We start from the raw sequence: 22350 nt of genomic DNA on the forward strand, positions 1-22350 counted from the left end.
TCAGCCGGCCCGGCCTGCGGAGGAGACCCGGGAGGGACCGGAGGGACCGGAGGGGCCGCCGCCGGCGGCGGTGCGGCGCCTGCGGACGGCCCAGAAGACGGTGCTGCCCGCCACGACCGTCGTGCCGACGCCGATCACGCCCGCCAGACCGCCGGACAGCCGGGCGTCGGAGAGGTCCCGGACGCCGTAGCCGGCCAGCGGCGAGCCGGCGGCCGCGTGCCGCTCCTCCTTCTTGTCGATGCCCTGGTCGTGGGCGACCTTCTCCAGACCGTCGGGGCTGGCGGAGGCGTAGAAGCTGACGAACCCGGCGAGCACCAGGGAGGTGGCGAGCCCGGTGATCCACAGCTTGCGGCGGGGCAGCGCGCCGGCGGGCGCCGGCACCGGGGCTGCGGCGGGCGCGTCGACCAGCTCCCCGTTCACCCGCAGCTTCAGCCGCTGCCCGAGCCCGCGCGCCCCGTGCACGAGGTCCGGCCGTACGGCGATGACGGCGCCCACGGTCAGCGCGGTGATCACGGCCTCGCCGAGACCGATGAGGACGTGCACGCCGATCATGGCGGTGGCCACCTTGCCGATCGCCACGTCCGTGGTGCCGCCGACCGCGTAGATCAGCGTGAAGGCCGACGCGGCGGCGGGGACGGAGACGAGCGCGGCGGCGAAGGAGGCGACCGTGACCGAGCGGCGGCGGCGCGGCAGCACCTTCACCAGGCCCCGGAAGACGGCGTACGCCACGACCGTGGTGACGATCGCCATGTCGGTGACGTTGACGCCGAGCGCGGTCAGCCCGCCGTCGGCGAAGAGGATGCCCTGCATCAGCAGGACGACCGAGACGCACAGGACCCCGGTGAAGGGGCCCACGAGTATCGCGGCGAGCGCCCCGCCCAGCAGATGGCCGCTGGTGCCGGCCGCGACGGGGAAGTTCAGCATCTGCACCGCGAAGATGAACGCCGCGACCAGACCGGCCAGCGGCGCGGTCCGCTCGTCGAGTTCCCGGCGCGCTCCGCGCAGGCTCACGGCCACGGCGCCGGCGGCGACGACCCCGGTGGCGGCGGAGATGGGCGCGTTGATGAATCCGTCAGGCACATGCACCGTTCGATGATAGTGGCTTGTTGCGAATGGATTGCAAGAGCGCAGTGCTCTCGTGCGGCGGTGCTCGTGCGGCGGCACCCGCGCGGTGGTGGGCGGGGGCCGGGTGTGCGGGCCGGGCGCGTGGGCAGGCGCGCGGCGGGGCACGCGGGCCGGGCATGCGCCGTGCATGCGCCGTGACCGGCAGGGTTCACGCGCCGACGAAAGGGAAATATGCGACATTAGACGGCAGAGGATGCTCCAACTCTGTCGCACGGGTCACATGGTGTAAGGGGTCGTCCGATGTCGGTAGTCGAGCAGTACGCACGGGCTTACATAGTCACGGACCACGACATCCGCGACGACCGGACCGCCGTCCCGGTCCGTCTGCGCTACGACCCCCTGGAACCGCAGATGGTGCGGGTCGCCCTGCCCGGCCCGGGGGCCCGTGAGTGGACCTTCTCCCGGTCGCTGCTGGAACAGGGCCTGCGCGCGCCCACCGGCACCGGCGAGGTCCGGGTGTGGCCCTGCGGCCGGGTGCAGACCGTGGTCGAGTTCCACTCCGGGCAGGGCGTCGCCGTGGTGCAGTTCGAGACCCGCGCGCTGCTGCGGTTCCTCCGGCGCACCTACATGGCCGCGGCGACCGCGGCGGCGGTGGCCCACCGCTGAGGCCCGGCGCGGGTCGCGTATCCCGCCGTCCGGTCCGGCCTCAGCCGCCGCCCAGCTTGAGCAGCGACGCCACGATCGGGCCGGCCGTGTCACCGCCGTGCCCGCCCGCCTGCACCACGCCCGCGGCCGCGAGGTCGCCGCGGTAGGCGGTGAACCACCCGTTGGGCTTCTTCTGGCCGTCGACCTCGGCGGAGCCCGTCTTCGCGCCGTAGTCCGGGCCCAGACCGGACATCGCCTGCGCCGCCGTGCCGTACGCGGCCGTGTAGCGCATCAGGTCGCGCAGCTGGGCCGCCGTGCCCGGCGACAGGCCGCGCGAGGCCGTGGCGAGCTTGCGGTGGTCGACGGACGGGGCGACCAGGTACGGCTGGTGGAAGGTGCCCGACTTGACCGTCGCGGCGACCGACGCCATGTTCAGCGGGTTCATCCGCACCCCGCCCTGGCCGATGAGCGAGGCGGCCATCTGGGCCTGCGACTGCACCGGCACCGAGCCGTCGAAGGACGGGACGCCGACCGCCCAGTTGTCCATCGACAGGCCGAAGACCTGCTGCGCCTGCCGGGTCAGGTCGTCGTTGTCCAGCTTCCCGGCCTGGCTGATGAAGGCGGTGTTGCAGGAGCGGGCGAAGCTCGCCTTGAACGTGCCGTCCTTGATCTCGAAGTCGTCGTCGTTGTGGAACTTCCAGCCGCCGTAGGTGAACGTCTTCGGGCACGGGTGCTGCTTGTCGGCCGAGGCCAGGCCCTTGTCGATGAGCAGCGAGGAGGTGATGACCTTCATCGTGGAGCCCGGCGCGAGGGAGCCCTGGAAAGCGGTGTTGAAGCCGTGGTTGGAGTTGGCCACCGCGAGGATCTCGCCGGTGGAGGGGCGCAGCACCACGACCGAGGCCCGGTCCCGGTCGGCGACCTTCTTCTCGGCGGCCGCCTGGAGGGTGGGGCTCAGCGTGGTCTCCACCGTGCCCGGGGTGCCCTTGCTCAGCTCGACGAGCGTCTTGTCGGACAGCTTCGCCTTCCTGGACGCCGCGCCGCGCACCACGCGCAGCTCCACGCCCGCCTTGCCGCCGGCCGTCCTGCCGTACTTCTCGCGCAGCCCGTCCAGCACGGTGCCGAGCGAGGGGTACTTCGCCGCCGTCAGCTCGCCGCCGTGCCGGTCCAGGGCCTTGACCGGCGGGTCGCCGGACCCGCCGGTGACGAGGGTGTCGCCGTCCTTGAGGTCGGGGTGGACGACGGAGGAGTGCCAGTCGACGACCGGGGCGCCGTCGGCGGCGCGGCGCACGACGGTCAGCGCGCTGTCGTACGCCAGCGGCTTGCGGACGCCCTTGTACGACACGGTCGCCCGGACGGAGAACGGCACCCTGGCGCCCTCGGCGGTGCCCGGGGTGAGGGTGACGCCGGTCAGGTGGGCGTCCTTGGCATAGCCGGTGAGCAGGGTCCCGGCCGCCGTGGAGTCGCTGGTCGCGGCGGCGGCCTCGGCGGGCTTGCCGCGCTGCCAGGCCGTGAGGAACCGCTGGGCCGTGGTCCGCACCTCGGCGGCCGACAGGGGGCCCGTCGGCACCTCCTTGCGGCCGCCGTCCGCGGAGGCGGCCCGGGGCTGGTCGTCGGCGGCCGCGCCGCCGCCGTACAGGGCGTAGACGCCGACGCCCGCGCCCACCACGACCGCGGCGATCATTCCGCCGACCACGGCGGGGGACGTCCTCCGTCGCTCGGCGACGCGCCTTCTCTTGCCCACTTGCCTTCCGTCCTCCGCCAGTGCCCGGGGCGCCCCCGCTGCCCGTACGGCCTTCACTCACCCAACGACGGCAACCACCCTAGAGTCCCGCCCCGGCGCCGCGGCGGCGGCCATCTGTCCGTAGCCAAGCTGCGACATTCACCACACGCCGCCTCCGCCCGCCCGCGCGAGCCGCCTCCGCCCGCCCGCGCGGGCGGCCGGCGTGCGCGGGCACGTCGCGGCGGCAGCGGCGGCAGGGGCGGCAGGGGCTGCAGGGGGGCCGCCCCCCGGCCGCTCAGCCGGCCGCGCGCAGGACCGCTGCCACGATCGGGCCGGCCGCGTCGCCGCCGTGGCCGCCCTCCTGGGTCATGGCGGCGGCGGCCACGTCGCCGCGGTAGCCGGTGAACCAGCTGTTGGACTTCGCCTGCCCGTCGACCTCGGCGGAGCCGGTCTTGGCGCCGATGCTGCCGCTCAGGCCGGACATGGCGACCGCCGCGGTGCCGCTGGTGGCGGTGCGGTTCATCATCTGCCGCAGCTGCGCGACCGTACGCGCCGGCAGGCCCTTGGCCCGGGCCAGTTCACGGTTGTCGAGCTTCGGCGAGACGATGACCGGCTGCCGGAACCGGCCCGTCATCGCGGTCGCCGTCACCGACGCCATGTTCAGCGGGCTCATCTGGACCTGGCCCTGCCCGATCATGTTGGCCGCGGTGTCCGGGCCGCCGGAGGCGGGGACGGAGCCGTCGAAGGAGGGGATGCCGGTCTTCCAGTTGTCCCGGCCGAGCCCGAAGCGCTCCTCGGCCTCCTTGGTGAGGGAGTCCACCTTCACCTCGTCCGCGTACTTCACGAACGCCGTGTTGCAGGAGCGGGCGAAGCTCTCCGAGAGGGTGGCGTGCTCGTTCGGCTTCATGGTCGCGAGGTTGTGGAAGGTCTGGCTCTGCCAGACGGCCTCGTCCGGGCAGGGCGCGGGCCCGGCGGCCGTGGTGATCCCGTTGTCGATCAGCGTGGCCGCGCTGATGATCTTCATCGTCGAGCCGGGGGCGAGCCGCCCGAGGAACGCCGCGTTGAAGGCGTCGTCGCGGTGGTTGGCCACCGCCAGCACCTCACCGGTGGACGCCTGCACGGCCACCAGGGAGGACTCGGTGTACTTCTGCACCGCCCGCTCGGCCGCCGCCTGGGCCCTGGCGCTGAGCGTGGTGCGCAGCTTGCCCGGCCGGCCCTCGGCGAGGGTGACGAGCGGGGTCTCCGCGGCGTCGGTGCCGGTGTGCCGGATGCTCAGCTCCACGGCCGGCGTGCCGCCCGCCCGGTCGCCGTACTTGGCCCGCAGCTCGTCCAGGATCGGCCCGAGCGAGGGGTACTTGGCCTTCGTCAGCACGGCGCCGTCGCGGTCGACGGCCTCGATCGGCGGGGCGGCGGACTCGCCGGTGACGAGCGTGTCGCCCTTCTTCAGCGCGGGATGCACCACCGAGGGCCGCCAGTCGACCAGCGGGCGGTGGGTGGTCCGGCCGCGCACGACGGTCAGCTCGCCGCGGTAGGCGAGCGGCTCGGACTTCCCGTCGTAGGAGACGGTGGCCCGCACCGAGAAGGGCACCGTGGCGCCGGACGCGGCGCCCGGAGTGATCCGCAGGTTCCGTATGTGCGCCTCGCCGCCGTAGGCGCCCAGCAACTCCTGAGCCGCCTCGGGGAAGTTGGTGTACGAGGCGGCGGTCACGACCTGGTTCTTCTCCCAGGCGGTGAAGAACTTCGCCGAGGTGTCCTTCACCTCGTCCCGGCTCGGCGGCCCGGTCCGCACGGGTGCGGGCCCGCCCGTCCCGTGCACCACGGAGACCATCTCGAACGCGCCGTAGGCCGCCCCGCCCACCAGCGCGGCGAACACCCCGCCCACCAGGGCGGCCTTCGCTCCCTTGCGCATGACGCACTCCCCTCCCCGTGGCCAACCCATGCACTCTAGGTGGCGGGAGGAACTCGCGTGAGAGCTCCTTTCGAATGGTGTCCGAACAGTGATCAGCGGGCTGACTCGAACCCGGGTGTCCAGCCGCATACGTGAACGACGAGGGGGGTCGGCGGTTCGTTCGGCGCCCGCTCGGTACTCCACGTCTCCGTGTCCCTCTCGGGCAAGCGGCGGCGTTGGGTGGCCTCCCACGACCCCTCTCGCGCGCCGTGGCCACAGCCGGCCATTGCGGCACCGGGCGCACCGGGCCGTTGGCGGTGGGGGCGTCCCGGTCGGGCGGATGCCGACGCGGAGGACGGCCGAGGGGCCTAGCCCACTCGCGCGACGTGGCTGCGTCGGTCACGGGGCGATGCGGATCGCGATGTTTTGATCATGTCAGGAGGCATATGACATGGCTGACGAGCGACAGCAGTACTCCCCGTCCCCCTCACCACCACCTCCAGGCGCGCACACCCCCATGCCCGAAGGAGCCGCCCCATGACCGCGGACAACGAGACACCCGTCTGCCCGTTCGACTTCAGCGAAGCCCTGGAATTCGACCCCGCGCTCCAGGCCCTGATGCAGCGGGATTCACCCGCGCGCATCCGGCTTCCCCACGGCGCCGCGGAAGCCTGGCTGATCACGTCTTTCGACGCCGTCAAGCAGGTGGTCACCGACCAGCGGTTCAGCCGGGCGGCCATCATCGGCCAGGACTACCCCCGGATGACGCCGGAACCCATCGTCTCCCCGGAGTCGGTCAACGTGATGGACCCGCCGCACAGCAGCCGCGTCCGTCACCTCGCCTCACAGGCCTTCACCCAGCACCGGGTCGACCGTATGCGGCCCCGGATCGTCCGGCTCGCGGACCGCCTGCTGGACGACATGGAGAAACAGGGGCCGCCGGCGGACGTGGTGGAGCACCTGTCCGACAAGCTCCCCCAGCACGCCGTCCTGGACCTCCTCGGCATCGAACGGCAGGAGTGGCCCTGGATCGAGGACTCCGTGCACCAGATGCTCGTCGTCGGCGCCGGGAACAAGGAGGCGGCGGCGAAGGCCAAGGCCGGTCTGCTGGAGTACTTCACCGGGCTGGTGGAACAGCGCCGCAAGGCGCCCGGGCCGGACATCATCAGTGCGATGGCCGCGGCGGAGGAGGGCGAGGAACACCTCGACGACAGGGAACTGGCGGTCATGACCCTGACGCTGGCGCTCAGCGGCCAGGACACGGCGACCTGCGAGATCAGCGACATCGTCTACCTGCTGCTGACCCGGCCCGAGCTGTTGCGGCACCTCCGGGACCGGCCCGGGACCCTGACGGACGTCCTGCACGAGATGCTGCGCTGCATCCCGTTCCGCAAGGGCGTCGGCATCCCCCGGGTGGCTCTGGAGGACGTGGAACTGGACGGTGCGCACATCCGGGCCGGCGACTTCGTGCACGTGTCGTACCTGGCGGCCAACCGCGACCCGGAGCGCTACCCGGACCCGCACGTCATCGACCTCGACCGTCCCAGCGCTCCGCACATGACCTTCGGCTGGGGCGGACACCGGTGCATCGCGATGCCCCTGGCCATGGCGGAACTGGAAGTGGCCGTCGGCCGGCTGGTGGAGAGGTTCCCCGGACTGAGGCTCGCGGTGGCGCCGGAGGACGTGCGCTGGGACACGAAGACGATCAGAAGGTTCCCGCTGGAGTTGCCGGTGGCCTGGTAGGCGCCTCGCGGCACGGCGGAGGCGCCCCGTGACGGGCGCCGACGGCCGCCGACGGCCATGAGAGCGCGGCGCGACGCCGCGTTCTCATGGCGTGTCGGCCCGGCTAGACCCACGTGTCCAGCCACATCCGCGACCGCCAGGAGTCGATCGGGATGGACTGGCCCGTGTACAGGGGCCAGAAGTAGATGAAGTTCCAGGAGATCAGGAGGACCAGGACGCCCGCGGCCGTGGCGCCGGTGACGCGGCGGGTGTCCGAGGCGCCGGGCGGGCCGGTGATCGCGCCGATCAGCATGGCGACCGCCAGGCAGAGGAACGGCACGAAGACGACGGCGTAGAAGAAGAAGATCGTGCGCTCCTGGTACAGGAACCACGGCAGGTAGCCGGCCGCGATGCCGCAGGCGATGGCGCCCGCGCGCCAGTCGCGGCGGAAGAACCAGCGCCACAGCACGTAGACGAGCGCGGCGCAGGCCACCCACCACAGCACCGGCGTGCCGATGGCCAGCACCTCGCGGGCGCACTTGTCGCCGGCGCCGGCCGGGCAGCCGGCCGTGCCGGGGGAGGGCGACTCGTAGAAGTACGACACCGGGCGGGCGTCGACGAGCCAGCTCCACGGGTTGGACTGGTAGGTGTGCGGCGAGGACAGGCCGACGTGGAACTTGTAGACCTCGTGCTCGTAGTGCCACAGGCTGCGCAGCCAGTCCGGCAGGAAGGTCCAGCCGCCGCCCTTTCCGTCGGTGGCCGCCCAGTCGCGGAAGTAGCCGCCGGTGCCGTCGGCAGGCGACAGGATCCAGCCGGTCCAGGAGGCCAGGTACACCGCGAGCGCGACCGGCACCGTGGCCAGGAAGGTGATCCCGGTGTCGTGCCTGAGCGCCGCCGCGTACGGGTGCCGGGCCCCGGCGACCCGGCGCGCGCCCACGTCCCACACCACGGCCATCACGCAGAACGCGGCCAGCACGTACAGGCCGTTCCACTTGGTGCCGATCGCCAGGCCCAGCAGCACGCCCGCCGCCCACCGCCACGGACGCCATCCCAGCCGGGCGGTCTGCGCCGTGTGCGCGTCGGGGCGGACCCTGCCGTCCGCGTCGGCGGGCAGCGCGGCGGCGAGCCGCTCCCGCGCCCGGTCCCGGTCGATCAGCAGACAGCCGAAGGCGCCCAGGACGAAGAACATCAGCACGCCGTCGAGCAGCGAGGTCCGGCTCATCACGAAGTGCAGGCCGTCCACCGCCATCAGCGCGCCCGCCAGGCACCCGAGGAAGGTGGAGCGGAACAGACGGCGCCCGATCCGGCACAGCATCAGCACCGACAGCGTGCCGAGCAGCGCCGTCATGAAGCGCCAGCCGAACGGGTCGAACCCGAAGAGGAGCTCGCCCAGGCCGATCACGTACTTGCCCACCGGCGGGTGCACCACGTACGCCGCGTCCGAGGGCAGCGCGACGTGGCCGCCGCTGTTCAGGATGACGTCGTTGGCGTTCTTGTCCCAGTTGACCTCGAAGCCGCGGTGGACGATCGCCCACGCGTCCTTGGCGTAGTACGTCTCGTCGAATATCACCGCCTTGGGGCTGCCCAGGTGCCAGAACCGCATCACACCCGCCGCCAGCGTGACCAGCAGCGGACCGCCCCAGCCCGACCAGCGGACGAGGCGGTCGGCGAGCGTGGGCGGGATGCCGAGGGCGGCCCACATGCGCGGTCCGGGCCGTGTGTACCCCGGTGTCAGACGGGCCACCACACCGCCCGCGCCGTCGTCCGCGGGGCGCGCCGGGCCGCCCGCCGGGTAGCCGAAACGGCGCAGCCGTTGCTGCCACGACGGCCGCGTGTCGTGCGGGAGCGGGCCCTGCCGGGTGTCCGTGGAGGACGCGGTACTGGTCACCGCGCCATCGTAGGGAACCGCGCTGTGTGAGTCCCGTGCATGGGCGGTACCGGCCGGGATGCGTCCGTCACGGCCGGCGCTTGAGAGGATGACGGGTGTGACTGGAACCCTTGTTTTGGCGGGCACCCCCATCGGCGACGTCCAGGACGCGCCGCCCCGGCTCGCCGCGGAACTGGCCGGCGCCGACGTGGTCGCCGCCGAGGACACACGGCGGCTGCGCCGGCTGGCGCAGGCGCTGGACGTGAGCCCCCGGGGCCGGATCGTGTCGTACTTCGAGGGCAACGAGTCCGCGCGCACCCCGGAGCTGGTGCGGGAGCTGCTCGGCGGTGCGCGGGTGCTGCTGGTGACGGACGCCGGGATGCCGTCCGTGTCCGACCCGGGCTACCGGCTGGTCGCCGCCGCCGTGGAGCACGACGTCCGGGTGACCGCCGTGCCGGGGCCGTCCGCCGTGCTCACCGCGCTCGCGCTGTCGGGCCTGCCGGTGGACCGGTTCTGCTTCGAGGGGTTCCTGCCGCGCAAGGCGGGCGAGCGGCTCGCCCGGCTGCGCGAGGCCGCCGGCGAGCGGCGCACGCTCGTCTACTTCGAGGCCCCGCACCGGCTGGACGACACCCTCGCGGCGATGGCCGAGGTCTTCGGCGCCGGCCGGCGGGCCGCGGTGTGCCGGGAGCTGACCAAGACGTACGAGGAGGTGCGGCGCGGCGGGCTGGGCGAGCTGGCCGCGTGGGCGGCCGAGGGCGTGCGCGGCGAGATCACGGTCGTGGTCGAGGGGGCCCCGGAGAAGGCGCCCGAGGAGGTCGGCGCCGAGGAGCTGGTGCGGCGGGTACGGGTGCGCGAGGAGGCCGGGGAGCGCCGCAAGGAGGCCATCGCGGCGGTCGCGGTGGAGGCCGGGGTGCCCAAGCGCGAGGTGTTCGACGCGGTGGTCGCCGCCAAGCGCGCGGAGGCGTGAGACGGCGCGCGCAGCCGCCGTGAGCAGGCCGTATCCCGGATGAGCGGGCGCCCCATGAGGGGGCAAAGCACCGTCCGCGAAGGCAAAGCGACACGCGCCGCCCGGGGGGCGCTTGGGCAAGCGACGCCCAAATCGCCTCCAACACTCGGCAGGCGTGGTGCGTTCCGGCGGGTGGAGGCGTCCACTGGGATCGGGGCACGCGACCGGTGCCCCTTCGTCCGGCGGACACGAGGAGGCGGCATGAGCGACAGCGCCGAGGAGACCGGTCACCGCACCGCGGGGACCGCCGTCGTCAACGAGTCGTACTCGTTCGCCTGCATGCGCTGCGGGCACGGCTGGGAGCAGTCGTACGAGATAGAGCACCACACGGACGCCGAAGGCCACGCGTTCGTGCTGTACCTGGCGGAGGGCGAGGTCGTGCCGTCCCCGCTGAGCCGGCCGAGCTGCCAGAACTGCGACGGCCACGTGGTGCGCATCATGCGGGCCGGGCGGGTGTCGTCCGTGCAGAGCCATCTGCGCACGCACGAGCGGCAGCGCCCCGCGGGGCCCGCGGCGGCCCCGGCGTCCGTGTCACCGCCCGGGGAGGAGGCGGCGGCCGGCGAGCGGGACGACCACCACTGGCACCTGTCCGACCTGCTGCACCCGTTCCAGCACCGCGCGGGCTGACACCGGCCCGCGCGCACGGGGGCCGGGGTGTGCGTACGGCGGCCGGGCGTGCGTACGGCGGCGAGGCGCGCACGGGGGCCGGGGCTCGCGTACGGCGGCGAGGCGGGCGCGGCGGCCGAGGTGCGCGCGGCGGCCGGGGCGCGCCCCTTTCGTAGGATCGGGGCATGTCTTCGCACACCGATGGGGCCGGCGGGCCCGCGGCGCCCCCGCTTCCGGAGCCGCTGCGCGTTCCGGTCGCCGACTCCCACACCCACCTCGACATGCAGTCCGCGACGGTCGAGGAGGGCCTGGCCCGGGCCGCCTCGGTGGGGGTGACGACGGTCGTCCAGGTCGGCTGCGACGTGCGCGGCTCGCGCTGGGCCGCGGAGACCGCCGCGCGGTACGACGGCGTCCACGCGGCGGTCGCCCTGCACCCGAACGAGGCGCCCCGCATCGTGCACGGTGACCCCGACGGGTGGTCGCGGCAGGGCGCCCGGGAGCCGGGCGGGGACGCGGCCCTGGACGAGGCGCTGGCCGAGATCGACCGGCTGGCCGCGCTGCCCCAGGTCAAGGGCGTCGGCGAGACCGGGCTCGACTACTTCCGCACCGGCCCCGAGGGCAAGGCCGCCCAGGAGCGCTCCTTCCGGGCCCATGTGGAGATCGCCAAGCGGCACGGCAAGGCCCTGGTCATCCACGACCGCGAGGCCCACGAGGACGTCCTGCGCGTGCTGAAGGAGGAGGGCGCCCCGGAGCAGACGGTCTTCCACTGCTACTCGGGCGACGCGGAGATGGCCCGGATCTGCGCCCGCGAGGGCTACTACATGTCCTTCGCCGGCAACGTCACCTTCAAGAACGCCCAGAACCTGCGGGACGCCCTCGCCGTCGCCCCGCTGGAACTGGTCCTGGTGGAGACCGACGCGCCGTTCCTGACGCCGGCGCCCTACCGCGGACGGCCCAACGCCCCGTACCTCGTCCCGGTCACCGTGCGCGCGATGGCCGCCGTGCGCGGCATCGACGAGGACGTGCTGGCCACGGCCCTCGCGGCGAACACCGCACGCGCCTTCGGGTACTGACCCCATCGGTGGCCACGCTGCGTGGTCGTGCCGCTTTGGAGAGTGACGGACGCTCCGCTAGGTTCTGGTGGCCCGATCGGGACCCACCGACTCCCCGGCCCCCTGGAGCGTGCCTGCGTGAGCAGATCGCCGTACGAGACGTACCGGCCGTACGAGGCGTACGAGACGTACCAGGCGTACGAGCCGCACCGGCCGTACGAGGCGTACCTCCCGTACGGGCCGGACGGGACCGAGGTGTGCGCGGCGTACGGGACCGAGACGTTCGGACTCGCGGCGTACGGGACCGGGACGGTCGGGCCCGAGGCGTACGCGACCGGGACGTACGGGCCCGAGGCGTACGGGCCCGGGACGTACGGGCCCGGGACGTACGGGCCCGAGGCGTACGGGCCCGGGGCCGAGGAGACGTACGGCGCCCGTGGGACGGTGTCCGGGCCGGGCGCGACCCAGGTGTCCCGCGACCCGTACCCGCCGCCCGGGACCCCGGTCCCGGAAGACGACCCGCACAGCCCCGACCCGCACGGCCCGGACCTGCACAGCATGGACACGCTGCCCTACGGCGACACCTACCGGCCCGGTTACGAGCGCACCGAGCCGGTGCTGCCCCGGCAGACGGCGAGCGGCGGCGGGCGGCGGGGCGCGCGCCGGGGCGGGCGGCGCCGGACGCGGTCCGCCGAGCGGCCGGAGGCGAGCCTGCGCCGGCTGCTGCCGCAAGCCCTGGTCGTGGCGTTCCTGGCCGGCGGGACCACCGCGTTCGTCGCCGAGGACAAGGCGGTCGAGCTGAGCGTGGACGGCAGCCCGCGCACCCTGCACACCTTCGCCGACGACGTGTCCGAACTGCTCGCCGAGGAGGGCGTGCGGGTGGGCGCCCACGACGTGGTGGCGCCCGCTCCCGGCACCGCCCTGACCAGCGGCGACCAGGTCACGGTGCGCTACGCGCGGCCGGTCAGGCTCACCCTGGACGGAGAGCCGCACCAGGTGTGGACGACGGCCCGGACGGTGGAGGGCGCGCTGCGCCAGCTCGGCGTGCGGGCCGAGGGCGCGTATCTGTCGGCCTCGCGGTCCCGGCCCATCGGACGCGCCGGACTCGCCCTGGACGTGCGCACCGAGCGCTCGGTGACGATCCTCGCCGACGGCCGCGCCCGCACCGTCCGCACCAACGCGGCGACCGTCGGGGAGGCGGTGCGGGAGGCCGGGATCACCCTGCGCGGGCTGGACGCCCTGTCCGTGCCGCCCGGCAGCTTCCCGCGCGACGGCCAGACCGTCACCGTGCTGCGGATCACCGGCTCGCGGGTCGTGCGCGAGGAGACGATCCCCTTCGCGGTGCGGCGCGCCGAGGACCCCGCCCTGTTCCGCGGCACCGAGGTCGTGGACCGGGCCGGGCGGCCGGGCCTCCGGCGGGTCACGTACTCCGTGCGCACCGTCAACGGCGTACGCCAACGGCCCCGGCTGCTGGCGTCGGAGGTGGTGCGCGCGCCGCGCGCACAGGTCGTCAGGGTCGGCACCCGGCCGCATCCGCCGTCCGCGCGGGGCGCGGACCGCCTCAACTGGCGCGGTCTCGCCCAGTGCGAGTCCGGGGGCCGGCCGGACGCGGTGGACTCGTCCGGCACCTACGGAGGGCTCTACCAGTTCGACACGGGCACCTGGCACGGCCTGGGCGGCACGGGGCGTCCGCAGGACGCGTCGGCGGAGGAGCAGACGTACCGGGCGAAGAAGCTGTACGTGCGCCGCGGGGCCAGCCCCTGGCCGCACTGCGGGGACCGGCTGCACTCCTAGGCCCCCGTACCCTTGTGCCGTGAGCAGCCCCACCTCCGACGCCCTGCTGGGCCCCGCCGACGTCCGTGAACTGGCGGCGGCCCTCGGCGTGCGCCCCACCAAGCAGCGCGGACAGAACTTCGTGATCGACGCGAACACCGTCCGCCGTATCGTCCGCACCGCCGAGGTCCACCCCGAGGACGTGGTCGTGGAGGTCGGCCCGGGGCTCGGCTCCCTCACCCTCGCCCTGCTGGAGGCGGCCGACCGGGTCACCGCCGTCGAGATCGACGACGTGCTCGCCGCCGCGCTGCCCGCGACCGTCGCCGCCCGCATGCCCGGCCGCGCCGACCGGTTCGCGCTCGTCCACTCCGACGCCCTGCACGTCACCGAGCTGCCGGGCCCCGCCCCGACCGCGCTGGTGGCCAACCTCCCCTACAACGTCGCCGTGCCCGTGCTGCTGCACATGCTGGAGACCTTCCCGAGCATCCGGCGCACCCTGGTGATGGTGCAGTCGGAGGTCGCCGACCGGCTCGCCGCCGCGCCCGGCTCCAAGGTGTACGGCGTGCCGTCCGTCAAGGCCAACTGGTACGCCGAGGTCAAGCGGGCCGGCGCCATCGGGCGCAACGTCTTCTGGCCCGCGCCGAACGTCGACAGCGGGCTCGTCTCCCTGGTCCGGCGGACCGAGCCGGTCAGGACCTCGGCCTCACGGCGGGAGGTCTTCGCCGTCGTGGACGCCGCGTTCGCGCAGCGCCGCAAGACCCTGCGGGCGGCGCTCGCCGGGTGGGCCGGGTCCGCCGCCGCCGCGGAGGCGGCCCTCGTCGCCGCCGGGGTGTCGCCGCGGGCGCGCGGGGAGGCGCTGACCGTCCACGAGTTCGCGCGCATCGCCGAGCAGCGCACCGCCGCCCGGCGGACCGACGAGCCCGCCCCCGCCGAGCACGTCACCGACGAGCCCGCCACCGACGAGCAGCGCACCGCACAGCACGAGGAGTCCGGCAACCAGTGAGCGTCACCGTCCGCGTCCCGGCCAAGGTCAACGTCCAGCTCGCGGTGGGCGCCGCCCGCCCCGACGGCTTCCACGACCTCGCCAACGTCTTCCTCGCCGTCGGCCTGTACGACGAGGTCACCGTCACCGAGTCCGACGAGCTGCGGGTGACCTGCGCCGGCCCGGACGCGGGCCAGGTGCCGCTGGACCGCACCAATCTGGCCGCCCGCGCCGCCCTCGCCCTCGCCCGGCGCCGTGGCATCGACCCGGCGGTGCACCTTCACATCGCCAAGGACATCCCGGTCGCCGGCGGCATGGCGGGCGGCAGCGCGGACGGCGCGGGCGCCCTGCTCGCCTGCAACGCGCTGTGGCAGGCGGGCGCCTCCCGCGCCGAACTGCTGTCCATCTGCGCCGAGCTGGGCAGCGACGTGCCGTTCAGCCTGGTCGGCGGGGCGGCCCTGGGCACCGGACGGGGCGAGCGGCTGCGGGCGCTGGAGGTGGGCGGCACCTTCCACTGGGTGTTCGCCCTCGCCGAGGGCGGACTGTCGACACCGGCCGTCTATCGCGAGTTCGACCGGCTGAACGAGGGGGTGCGGGTCCCCGAGCCGGTGGCGTCCGAGGACCTGCTGGCCGCACTGGCCAAGGGGGACGCGGAGGCGCTGGCCGCCACCCTGTCCAACGACCTCGAGCCGGCCGCGCTCTCCCTGCGCCCGTCCCTCGCGGACACCCTGGAGGCCGGGCGTGCGGCGGGGGCGCTGGCGGGGCTGGTGTCGGGCTCCGGGCCCACGACGGCGTTCCTCGTCCGGGACGCCGAGGCGGCCGCGAAGGTGGCCGACGCCCTGCTCGCCTCGGGCACCTGCCGCGCCGCCCGGATCACCGAGTCCCCGGCGCCCGGGGCGACGGTGGTGTGAGGGACGGGAACTACAGCTGGTCGATGGCGCTGAGGTCGATCCGCACGGCGTAGGGCTTTTCGACGTGGATCCAGTCGCGGTGCAGCCCCATGTGCACATACGCCTGGGTCACCGGGTCGAGTTCGTAGACGTGGACGAGAGGTCCGCCGGTCACTCCGTCCTGCTCCACGCGCCAGAAGCCGGGGATGCCGGCCGCCGCGTACTTGTGCGGCTTGGTCGTGCGGTCCCGGGACTCCGAGTCGGGGGAGACGACCTCCACGGCGAGCAGCACGTCCTCGGCGTGAAAGCTGGTCTGGTCCAGCCCGGTGACCGCCTCGGCGCGGACCACGCTGACATCGGGTTCCGGGCCGTTGTGGCGGTCGAGGACGACGGTCATCTCCCGGCTGACCCGGAACTCCGGGGGCAGACAGCCGCGCAGACCGCCGACCAGCAGGTCGATCACGAGGAAGTGGAAACGGCGCTGCGGACCGACGAAGACCAGACTCCCGTCGATCAGCTCGGTGTGCGGCGGGAGATCGGGCAGTGTGAACAGGTCGTCCACGGTGTAGCCGTCCGGCGGCGGCACCGGCCAGGCGTGGCAGTGCTCTGCGGATTCGGCGGTCATGGTTCCTCCCATGGACGGGATCCTGCTGCCCGGTTTCCACGGCAGCGGCCGGATCCGGTTCGCGTCATCACAAAGAGTGACCGACCCCTGGCGCGTCGCCACCCGTCGCGCAGGGCCTAGGCTTGAAGGCTGATCCATCCCCCCGGGCAGGAGAGAAATGGCCGTCAACCTGGTCAATGTCGAGAACGTCAGCAAGGTGTACGGCACCCGTGCGCTGCTCGACGGCGTGTCGCTCGGCGTGTCCGAGGGGGACCGGATCGGCGTCGTCGGGCGCAACGGCGACGGGAAGACCACGCTGATCCGGATGCTGGCCAGACAGGAGGAGGCCGACACCGGACGCGTGACGCACTCCGGCGGGCTGCGCCTCGGCGTGCTCACCCAGCACGACTCCCTCGACCCGGCGGCCACCGTGCGGCACGAGGTCATCGGGGACCTCGCCGACCACGAGTGGGCGGGCAACGCCAAGATCCGGGACGTGCTGACCGGACTGTTCGGCGGGCTCGACCTGCCCGGCTTCCCCAAGGGCCTGGACACGGTCATCGGGCCGCTGTCCGGCGGGGAGCGGCGGCGGATCGCGCTGGCCAAGCTGCTCATCGAGGAGCAGGACCTGATCGTCCTGGACGAGCCGACCAACCACCTCGACGTCGAGGGCATCTCCTGGCTCGCCCGGCACCTGCGCGAGCGCCGCTCGGCGCTGGTGTGCGTCACCCACGACCGGTGGTTCCTGGACCAGGTGTGCACCCGCATGTGGGACGTGCAGCGCGGGACCGTGTACGAGTACGAGGGCGGCTACTCCGACTACGTCTTCGCCCGCGCCGAGCGCGAGCGTATCGCGGCCTCCGAGGAGGCCAAGCGGCAGAACCTGATCCGCAAGGAGCTGGCCTGGCTGCGGCGCGGCGCCCCCGCCCGCACCTCCAAGCCGCGCTTCCGGGTCGAGGCCGCCAATGAGCTGATCAAGGACGTGCCGCCGCCGCGGGACCGCGGCGAGCTGATGAAGTTCGCCTCCTCGCGGCTCGGCAAAACCGTCTTCGACCTGGAGGACGTGACCGTCCAGGCCGGGCCCAAGGTGCTGCTCAAGCATGTGACCTGGCAGCTCGGTCCCGGCGACCGCATCGGCCTGGTCGGCGTCAACGGCGCCGGCAAGACGTCGCTGCTGCGGGCCATGGAGCAGGCCGCACGGACCGAGGGCGAGACACAGCCCGTGGGCGGCCGGATCGCCGTCGGCAGGACGGTGAAACTGGCGTACCTGTCCCAGGAGGTGGCCGAACTCGACCCCGCCTGGCGCGTCCTGGAGGCCGTGCAGCAGGTGCGCGAGCGCGTCGACCTCGGCAAGGGCCGGGAGATGACGGCCGGGCAGCTGTGCGAGACCTTCGGCTTCGGCAAGGAGAAGCAGTGGACGCCGGTGGGCGACCTGTCCGGCGGTGAGCGGCGGCGGCTCCAGCTGCTGCGCCTGCTCATGGGCGAGCCCAACGTCCTCTTCCTCGACGAGCCCACCAACGACCTCGACATCGAGACCCTCACCCAGCTCGAGGACGTCCTCGACGGCTGGCCCGGCTCGATGATCGTCATCTCCCACGACCGGTTCTTCGTCGAGCGCACCACCGACACGGTGTACGCCCTCCTCGGCGACGGCACGCTGCGGATGCTGCCGCGCGGCATCGACGAGTACCTGGAGCGCAGGCAGCGCATGGAGCAGCAGGCCGCGGCCGCGGCCTCCGCCCCCGCGCCCGCCGCGGACAAGGCCGGGGCCCCCGAGAAAAGCGCCGCCGAACTGCGCGCCGCCAAGAAGGAACTGCAGCGCATCGAGCGGCAGTTGGACCGCGTCTCGGAGAAGGAGTCCGCGCTGCACGCGCAGATCGCCGAGCACGCCACCGACTTCGGGAAGGTCGCGCAACTCGACGCGGAGCTGCGCGAACTGGCGGCCGAGCGCGAGGAACTGGAGCTGCGCTGGCTGGAACTGGCCGAGGACGCTCAGGGCGGATGAGTCCCGCGGCCGCGTCCCGCAGGCGCCGCGCGCGCCGCGTGGAGGGGGCGTGAAGGCGCGTAACGGAGGCATCACAGCCCGGTCCTCCCTTGGGAACAGGGGCCGCCACGGGCCGGTGGGCCGTCGGTGACGGGTGATAGAAAGAGCCGTCCGAGGACTGTCCGCGTACGGCACCGGATCCGTCACGCGCCTCGGACATGGCGAGAAATCAGTGAACGAGGGGGAGAGGCGCGGATGAGTCAGCCGCCCAACCAGCCGCCGCAGGACGGCTTCGGAGCGCCGCAGGACCAGCCGCAGCAGCCGCAACCGCAGCAACCCCCGCAACCGCAGCCACAGTCGCAGCCGCAGCAGCAGCCGCAGCAGCCGCAGCAGCCGCCGCAGCCGCCGCAGCCGCCGGCGCCCGGCGGCGGATTCGGCGCTCCTCCCGTTCCGCAGGGCGGCTTCGGCGCCCCCCAGGGCCCGGGCCAGGGCACGCCCCCGCCGCCCGCCCAGCCCCCGCAGGGCCCGGCGGCCCCGCCCGCCGGCCCGCCCCAGCCCGGGTACGGCTACCCGCAGCAGCCCGGCCCCTACGCCCAGCCGGGACCGTACGGCGGGCCCGGCCCCTACGGTCAGCCCGGTCCCTACGGCGCGCCCGCCGCGCCCGCGCCCGGCCCGTACGGGCAGCCGCAGCCGGGGCCGTACGGGCCCCAGCCCGGATACGGGCCCGCGCAGCCGCAGTACCCGGGCGCGCCCGGCACCCCGCCGCCCGGGGGCGGCTCGCGGAACCCCTTCAAGGGCAGGCCCGCGGTCGTCGTCGGCGCCGCGGTGGCCGCGCTGCTCGTGGTCGGCGGCACGGTGTGGGCCGTGGCCGGCGGGGACGGCGACGGCGGGAAGAAGCCGGTCGCGCACAAGAGCGGCAGCCCCACGGCCACCGCCTCCGACGACCCGGTGAACCCCGGCGACGGCAGCGGCGACGGCGGCAAGGACACCGAGGACCTCAACGCGGGTCGCAGGCCCGGCGAGGCGAAGGTGCTCTGGTACAAGGAGGCGCCGGACGCGCCCGGTTCGGGCGCCGACGCCCCCGGCATGTGGATCACCGGGAAGACGGCGGTGAAGGCCGCCTACAAGCAGGTCTTCGCGTATGACGCCGCCGACGGCACGCCGGCCTGGGGTCCGCTCACCCTGCCGCAGAAGATATGCGCGGTGACGCCGCAGAAGACGTCCGACGACAAGATCGTCGTGGCGTACATGAGCGGCAGCAGCGACCGCGCCAAGTGCAACCAGCTCCAGCAGATCGACCTGAACACCGGCCGGAAGGGCTGGAGCACCAAGGTCTCCGACGGCCAGCTCTTCGACAGCACCGTCACCATCGAGCTGTCGGTCACCGGCAGGACGCTGATGGTGGGCCGCTCGCAGTCGGGCACGGCGTACGACGTCACCACCGGCAAGCACCTCTACGACAAGCGGCACTACGGCCAGTCCTGCTACCCGTCCGGATTCGCGGGCGGCGCCCGGCTGATCGTGGTCTCGTGGTGCGACGCCAGCGGCACGAACGAGCACGACGAGGTGCAGGAACTCGACCCCGCCACCGGCAAGGTCAAGTGGACCAGGAAGATCCCCAAGGGCTGGTCGGTCGAACGCGCCTACTCCGTCGACCCGGTGATCCTGTACTCGACGAACAAGGACAAGAAGCACTGGAACATCTCGACCCTGAACAACGACGGGTCGATCCGTTCCCAGGTGGACACCAAGGCGTCCTTCAACGCCCAGTGCGGCTTCGCCGTCCTCGACCGCGACCTCCAGGGCTGCCAGGCCGTCGCCTCCGACGCCTCCACCCTCTACCTGCCCACCGCCAAGACCATCGGCGCCAACGAGATCGTCGCCGTCAACCTCGCCACCGGCAAGGAGAAGTGGCGGGTGAAGTCCCCCGAGGACACCACGATGACGCCGGTGAAGGTGGAGAACGGCAGGCTCGTCGCGTATGTGGCGCCGTCGTACGACGCGGGCGGGCAGGTGGTGTCCGTGCCGACCGCCGGTTCGGGCCACACGCCGGTGAAGCTGCTGCAGAACCCGAAGGGCACCGCGGAGATCGAGCGCGGCTTCTTCTCGAAGGACGTCGACTGGGCCGACGGGCGCTTCTACCTCTCCACCACCCGGCTGCGGGGCAATGACGACGCGAAGGAGAAGTTGATGCTCGCCTTCGGCAAGTGAGGCGGACCGGCCGCCGCAGCGCGGCCGGCGCTCCCGCGCCGTACCGATCACCCGGCTTCCCCGTCGTCCCCGTCGTCTCAGTCGTCCCCGTCCCCTCGAGGTGCACCCCGTCATGACCCAGCCGCCGCCCCCGCCGCCCAACCAGCCGCCGCAGCAGGGCGGTTTCGGCCCGCCCCAGGACCAGCCGGCCCAGCCCGCGCCGCCGGCCGCCCAGCCCGCGCCGCCGGCCCAGGACCAGCCGGCCGCGAGCGGCCCCGACCTCACCAAGCCCGCCCAGCCTCCGGCTCCGGCGCAACCCCAGGCCCAGCCTCCGGCTCCGGCTCCGGCGCAACCCCCGGCCCCGGCACCCGCACCGGGATACGGCTACCCGCAGGCCCCGCAGCCGCAGCAGCCCGCCCAGCCTCCGCAGGGGGCCCCGGGCGCCCAGCCGCCGCAGCCGCCCGCGGGGTACGGCTACCCGGCCCCCCAGCCGAACCCGTACGCCCAGCCCTACGGCCAGCAGCCGGGCCCCTACGGCTCCCAGCAGCCCGGATACGGCTACCCGGGCCAGCCGGGCCAGGGATACCCGGGCTACCCCGGCCATCCCGGTCAGCAGCCGACCATGCCCCTGCACCCGCAGGCCGGCGCCCCCGGCGGGCGCGCCGGCAAGGTCAACGCACAGCTGGTGATCATCGTCTCGGCCGTCGTGGCGATCGCGCTGATCATCGGCGGTGGTGTGTGGTACGCCAAGTCGTCCGGCGACGGCGGCAAGAAGGACACCGCGCACTCCAGCGGCGGCACCGGCGGCGAGAACGGCAAGGACGGCAAGGGCGGCACCGGCGGCACCTCCTCCGGAGGGAAGGAGAAGGTGCCCTCCGACCCGGCCGCCAAGGTCCTCTTCCAGGTGCCCATGCCCGCGGTGAAGGACACGGTCTCCACCTCCGGCTCCTGGCTCACCGACAAGGTGTACGCCAAGACCGGCGTCGCCGAGATCGTCGGCTACGACCCCGCCAGGGGCACCAAGCTGTGGACCGTCAAGCTGCCCGGCCCGGTGTGCCAGGCCAGCCGGCACACCACGGCGGACGGCCGGACGGCGATCGTTCACGAGCCCGCCATGCCGACCAAGGACAAGCCCTCGCACGGCTGCAGCCAGGTCGCGGCCATCGACCTGAACGACGGCCGGAAGCTGTGGACGAAGACCGTCAAGTCCGGTGACCAGCTCGTCGGCCTGGACAACGTCACGATCAGCGCGAACACGGTCGCCGTGGGCAGCACCAGCGGCGGCGCCGCCTTCGACGTCGCGAGCGGCAAGCCGCTGTGGGCCCCCAAGCCGTCCGACACCTGCTACGACGCCGGTTACGGCGGCGGCGCCAAGCTGGTCGCGCTGCGCAAGTGCGGCCAGTACGGGCAGCGCCAGCTGCACGTGCAGACCATCGACCCCAAGTCGGGCAAGGTGATCTCCGACTACAAGATGTCCTCGGGCATCGAGTACGCGGCCATCGTCTCCACCGACCCGCTGGTCGTCGCGGCCGACGTCGGCGACACCGCCGGCGACGGCAGCGGCATCTCCGACTTCTTCTCGGTCGACAACCGGACGGGCAAGCTGCGCGCGCACATCTCGGCGCCCGGCGACAAGTACGCCGCGCGCTGCGACGGCATCAGCCGGATCGAGTTCTGCGCGAACCTCGCGGTGGGCGGCGACAGGCTGTACGTGCCGACCGAGGAGCACGACGGCACCGGCGAGTACAGCCAGACCAACGAGATCGTCGCGTTCGACCTCGCCAGCGGCCGGCAGACCGGTCAGCGCGCGGACGCGGGCGACGGCTACCAGATCTACCCGCTGCGCACGGACGGCGCCAACGTCATCGCCTACAAGCGCCCGCCCTACGACAAGGGCGGCCAGGTCGTGAGCATCGACGGCGGCACCTTCAAGCAGACCACGCTGCTGGAGAACCCGGCCACGGAGGCGGTGCGCGACGCGGAGACCGCCATGTCCCCGGACTACGCGGAGATCCGCTACGCCCAGGGCCGCCTCTACATGTCGACGGTGTTCGCCCACAAGTCGACCTCGTCCTTCGGCAAGGAGTACCTGGCCCTGGCGTTCGGCACGAGCTGATCGCGCCCGGACACCCGCGGTACGGTCCCGTTACGGCTCCGCCCCTGTTCAGGGGCGGGGCCGTACGCGTTCTGCCCATTCCTGCCCGAATGTGATGATCTTCGGCGTTCCGGGGCACTTCTCGCCGGTAGGGGCAGCGCGATGTCGAACGAGCGTGTAGCTTCCGGGTGCATGACGGGCGGGTGTGCCGGGGGGCCATCTGCCGTGGGGCTGTTCATACGGCTGTCCGTGGGCCTGTCC

General features: G+C 73.6%; 16 protein-coding genes. 11 read left to right on the forward strand and 5 right to left on the reverse strand.

Annotated elements, in window-relative coordinates:
- A complete protein-coding gene (locus ACI2LW_RS21160) occupies nucleotides 1-1086 on the reverse strand; it encodes an energy-coupling factor ABC transporter permease (protein ID WP_404732746.1) in 1086 nt (361 codons plus the stop codon).
- A 279-nt stretch (nucleotides 1087-1365) separates the two neighbouring features.
- On the opposite strand from ACI2LW_RS21160, the gene ACI2LW_RS21165 reads away from it, so the two are divergent.
- Complete coding sequence (locus tag ACI2LW_RS21165; RefSeq protein ID WP_404732747.1) at nucleotides 1366-1731, forward strand: SsgA family sporulation/cell division regulator; 366 nt, start codon at nucleotides 1366-1368, stop codon at nucleotides 1729-1731.
- Nucleotides 1732-1771: 40 nt separating this feature from the next.
- Here the strand turns inward: ACI2LW_RS21165 and ACI2LW_RS21170 are convergent, their stop codons facing one another.
- Both ACI2LW_RS21170 and ACI2LW_RS21175 read right to left on the reverse strand, forming a co-directional pair.
- Complete coding sequence (locus tag ACI2LW_RS21170) at nucleotides 1772-3451, reverse strand: penicillin-binding transpeptidase domain-containing protein (protein ID WP_404732748.1); 1680 nt, start codon at nucleotides 3449-3451, stop codon at nucleotides 1772-1774.
- Nucleotides 3452-3725: 274 nt separating this feature from the next.
- Complete coding sequence (locus tag ACI2LW_RS21175; RefSeq protein ID WP_404732749.1) at nucleotides 3726-5339, reverse strand: penicillin-binding transpeptidase domain-containing protein; 1614 nt, start codon at nucleotides 5337-5339, stop codon at nucleotides 3726-3728.
- Nucleotides 5340-5855: 516 nt separating this feature from the next.
- Between ACI2LW_RS21175 and ACI2LW_RS21180 the strand changes: the two genes are divergently transcribed.
- Nucleotides 5856-7061, forward strand: coding sequence for a cytochrome P450 (locus ACI2LW_RS21180; RefSeq protein WP_404732750.1), 1206 nt, complete (start codon nucleotides 5856-5858; stop codon nucleotides 7059-7061).
- A 103-nt stretch (nucleotides 7062-7164) separates the two neighbouring features.
- On the opposite strand, the gene ACI2LW_RS21185 is transcribed toward ACI2LW_RS21180, so the two are convergent.
- Nucleotides 7165-8928, reverse strand: a complete 1764-nt coding sequence (locus tag ACI2LW_RS21185; protein ID WP_404732751.1) for a dolichyl-phosphate-mannose--protein mannosyltransferase — start codon at nucleotides 8926-8928, stop codon at nucleotides 7165-7167.
- Nucleotides 8929-9025: 97 nt separating this feature from the next.
- Between ACI2LW_RS21185 and rsmI the strand changes: the two genes are divergently transcribed.
- The 6 genes from rsmI to ACI2LW_RS21215 all read left to right on the forward strand — a co-directional run bounded on the left by rsmI (nucleotide 9026) and on the right by ACI2LW_RS21215 (nucleotide 15237).
- Nucleotides 9026-9874 (forward strand): 16S rRNA (cytidine(1402)-2'-O)-methyltransferase, encoded by an 849-nt coding sequence (gene rsmI / locus ACI2LW_RS21190; protein ID WP_404732752.1) that lies wholly within the window; start codon nucleotides 9026-9028, stop codon nucleotides 9872-9874.
- Nucleotides 9875-10114: 240 nt separating this feature from the next.
- Nucleotides 10115-10540 carry a hypothetical protein gene (locus tag ACI2LW_RS21195; RefSeq protein ID WP_404732753.1) on the forward strand — a complete coding sequence of 142 codons (426 nt, stop codon included), beginning with the start codon at nucleotides 10115-10117 and terminating at the stop codon, nucleotides 10538-10540.
- 164 nt (nucleotides 10541-10704) lie between these two features.
- Nucleotides 10705-11592 carry a TatD family hydrolase gene (locus tag ACI2LW_RS21200; protein WP_404732754.1) on the forward strand — a complete coding sequence of 296 codons (888 nt, stop codon included), beginning with the start codon at nucleotides 10705-10707 and terminating at the stop codon, nucleotides 11590-11592.
- 537 nt (nucleotides 11593-12129) lie between these two features.
- The gene (locus ACI2LW_RS21205; protein WP_404732844.1) at nucleotides 12130-13365 is read left to right on the forward strand and encodes a ubiquitin-like domain-containing protein; all 1236 of its coding nucleotides are present in this window, start codon (nucleotides 12130-12132) and stop codon (nucleotides 13363-13365) included.
- 19 nt (nucleotides 13366-13384) lie between these two features.
- Entirely contained in the window at nucleotides 13385-14347 is a 963-nt protein-coding gene (rsmA, locus tag ACI2LW_RS21210) for a 16S rRNA (adenine(1518)-N(6)/adenine(1519)-N(6))-dimethyltransferase RsmA (RefSeq protein ID WP_404732755.1), read from the forward strand.
- Nucleotides 14344-15237, forward strand: a complete 894-nt coding sequence (locus ACI2LW_RS21215; protein WP_404732756.1) for a 4-(cytidine 5'-diphospho)-2-C-methyl-D-erythritol kinase — start codon at nucleotides 14344-14346, stop codon at nucleotides 15235-15237. Before rsmA ends, ACI2LW_RS21215 begins: the two co-directional genes overlap by 4 nt.
- 10 nt (nucleotides 15238-15247) lie before the next feature.
- Here the strand turns inward: ACI2LW_RS21215 and ACI2LW_RS21220 are convergent, their stop codons facing one another.
- Entirely contained in the window at nucleotides 15248-15841 is a 594-nt protein-coding gene (locus ACI2LW_RS21220; RefSeq protein ID WP_404732757.1) for a Uma2 family endonuclease, read from the reverse strand.
- 157 nt (nucleotides 15842-15998) lie between these two features.
- Between ACI2LW_RS21220 and ACI2LW_RS21225 the strand changes: the two genes are divergently transcribed.
- From ACI2LW_RS21225 to ACI2LW_RS21235, 3 genes are all read left to right on the forward strand, one after another.
- The gene (locus tag ACI2LW_RS21225) at nucleotides 15999-17825 is read left to right on the forward strand and encodes an ABC-F family ATP-binding cassette domain-containing protein (RefSeq protein WP_404732758.1); all 1827 of its coding nucleotides are present in this window, start codon (nucleotides 15999-16001) and stop codon (nucleotides 17823-17825) included.
- 234 nt (nucleotides 17826-18059) lie between these two features.
- Nucleotides 18060-20015, forward strand: a complete 1956-nt coding sequence (locus tag ACI2LW_RS21230) for a PQQ-binding-like beta-propeller repeat protein (RefSeq protein WP_404732759.1) — start codon at nucleotides 18060-18062, stop codon at nucleotides 20013-20015.
- Between the two features lie 112 nt (nucleotides 20016-20127).
- Nucleotides 20128-22110 (forward strand): PQQ-binding-like beta-propeller repeat protein, encoded by a 1983-nt coding sequence (locus ACI2LW_RS21235; RefSeq protein WP_404732760.1) that lies wholly within the window; start codon nucleotides 20128-20130, stop codon nucleotides 22108-22110.
- Nucleotides 22111-22350: the final 240 nt, after the last annotated feature.

Origin of the sequence: Streptomyces sp. NPDC004065 (assembly GCF_044903565.1) — a bacterium.
GTDB lineage: Bacteria > Actinomycetota > Actinomycetes > Streptomycetales > Streptomycetaceae > Streptomyces.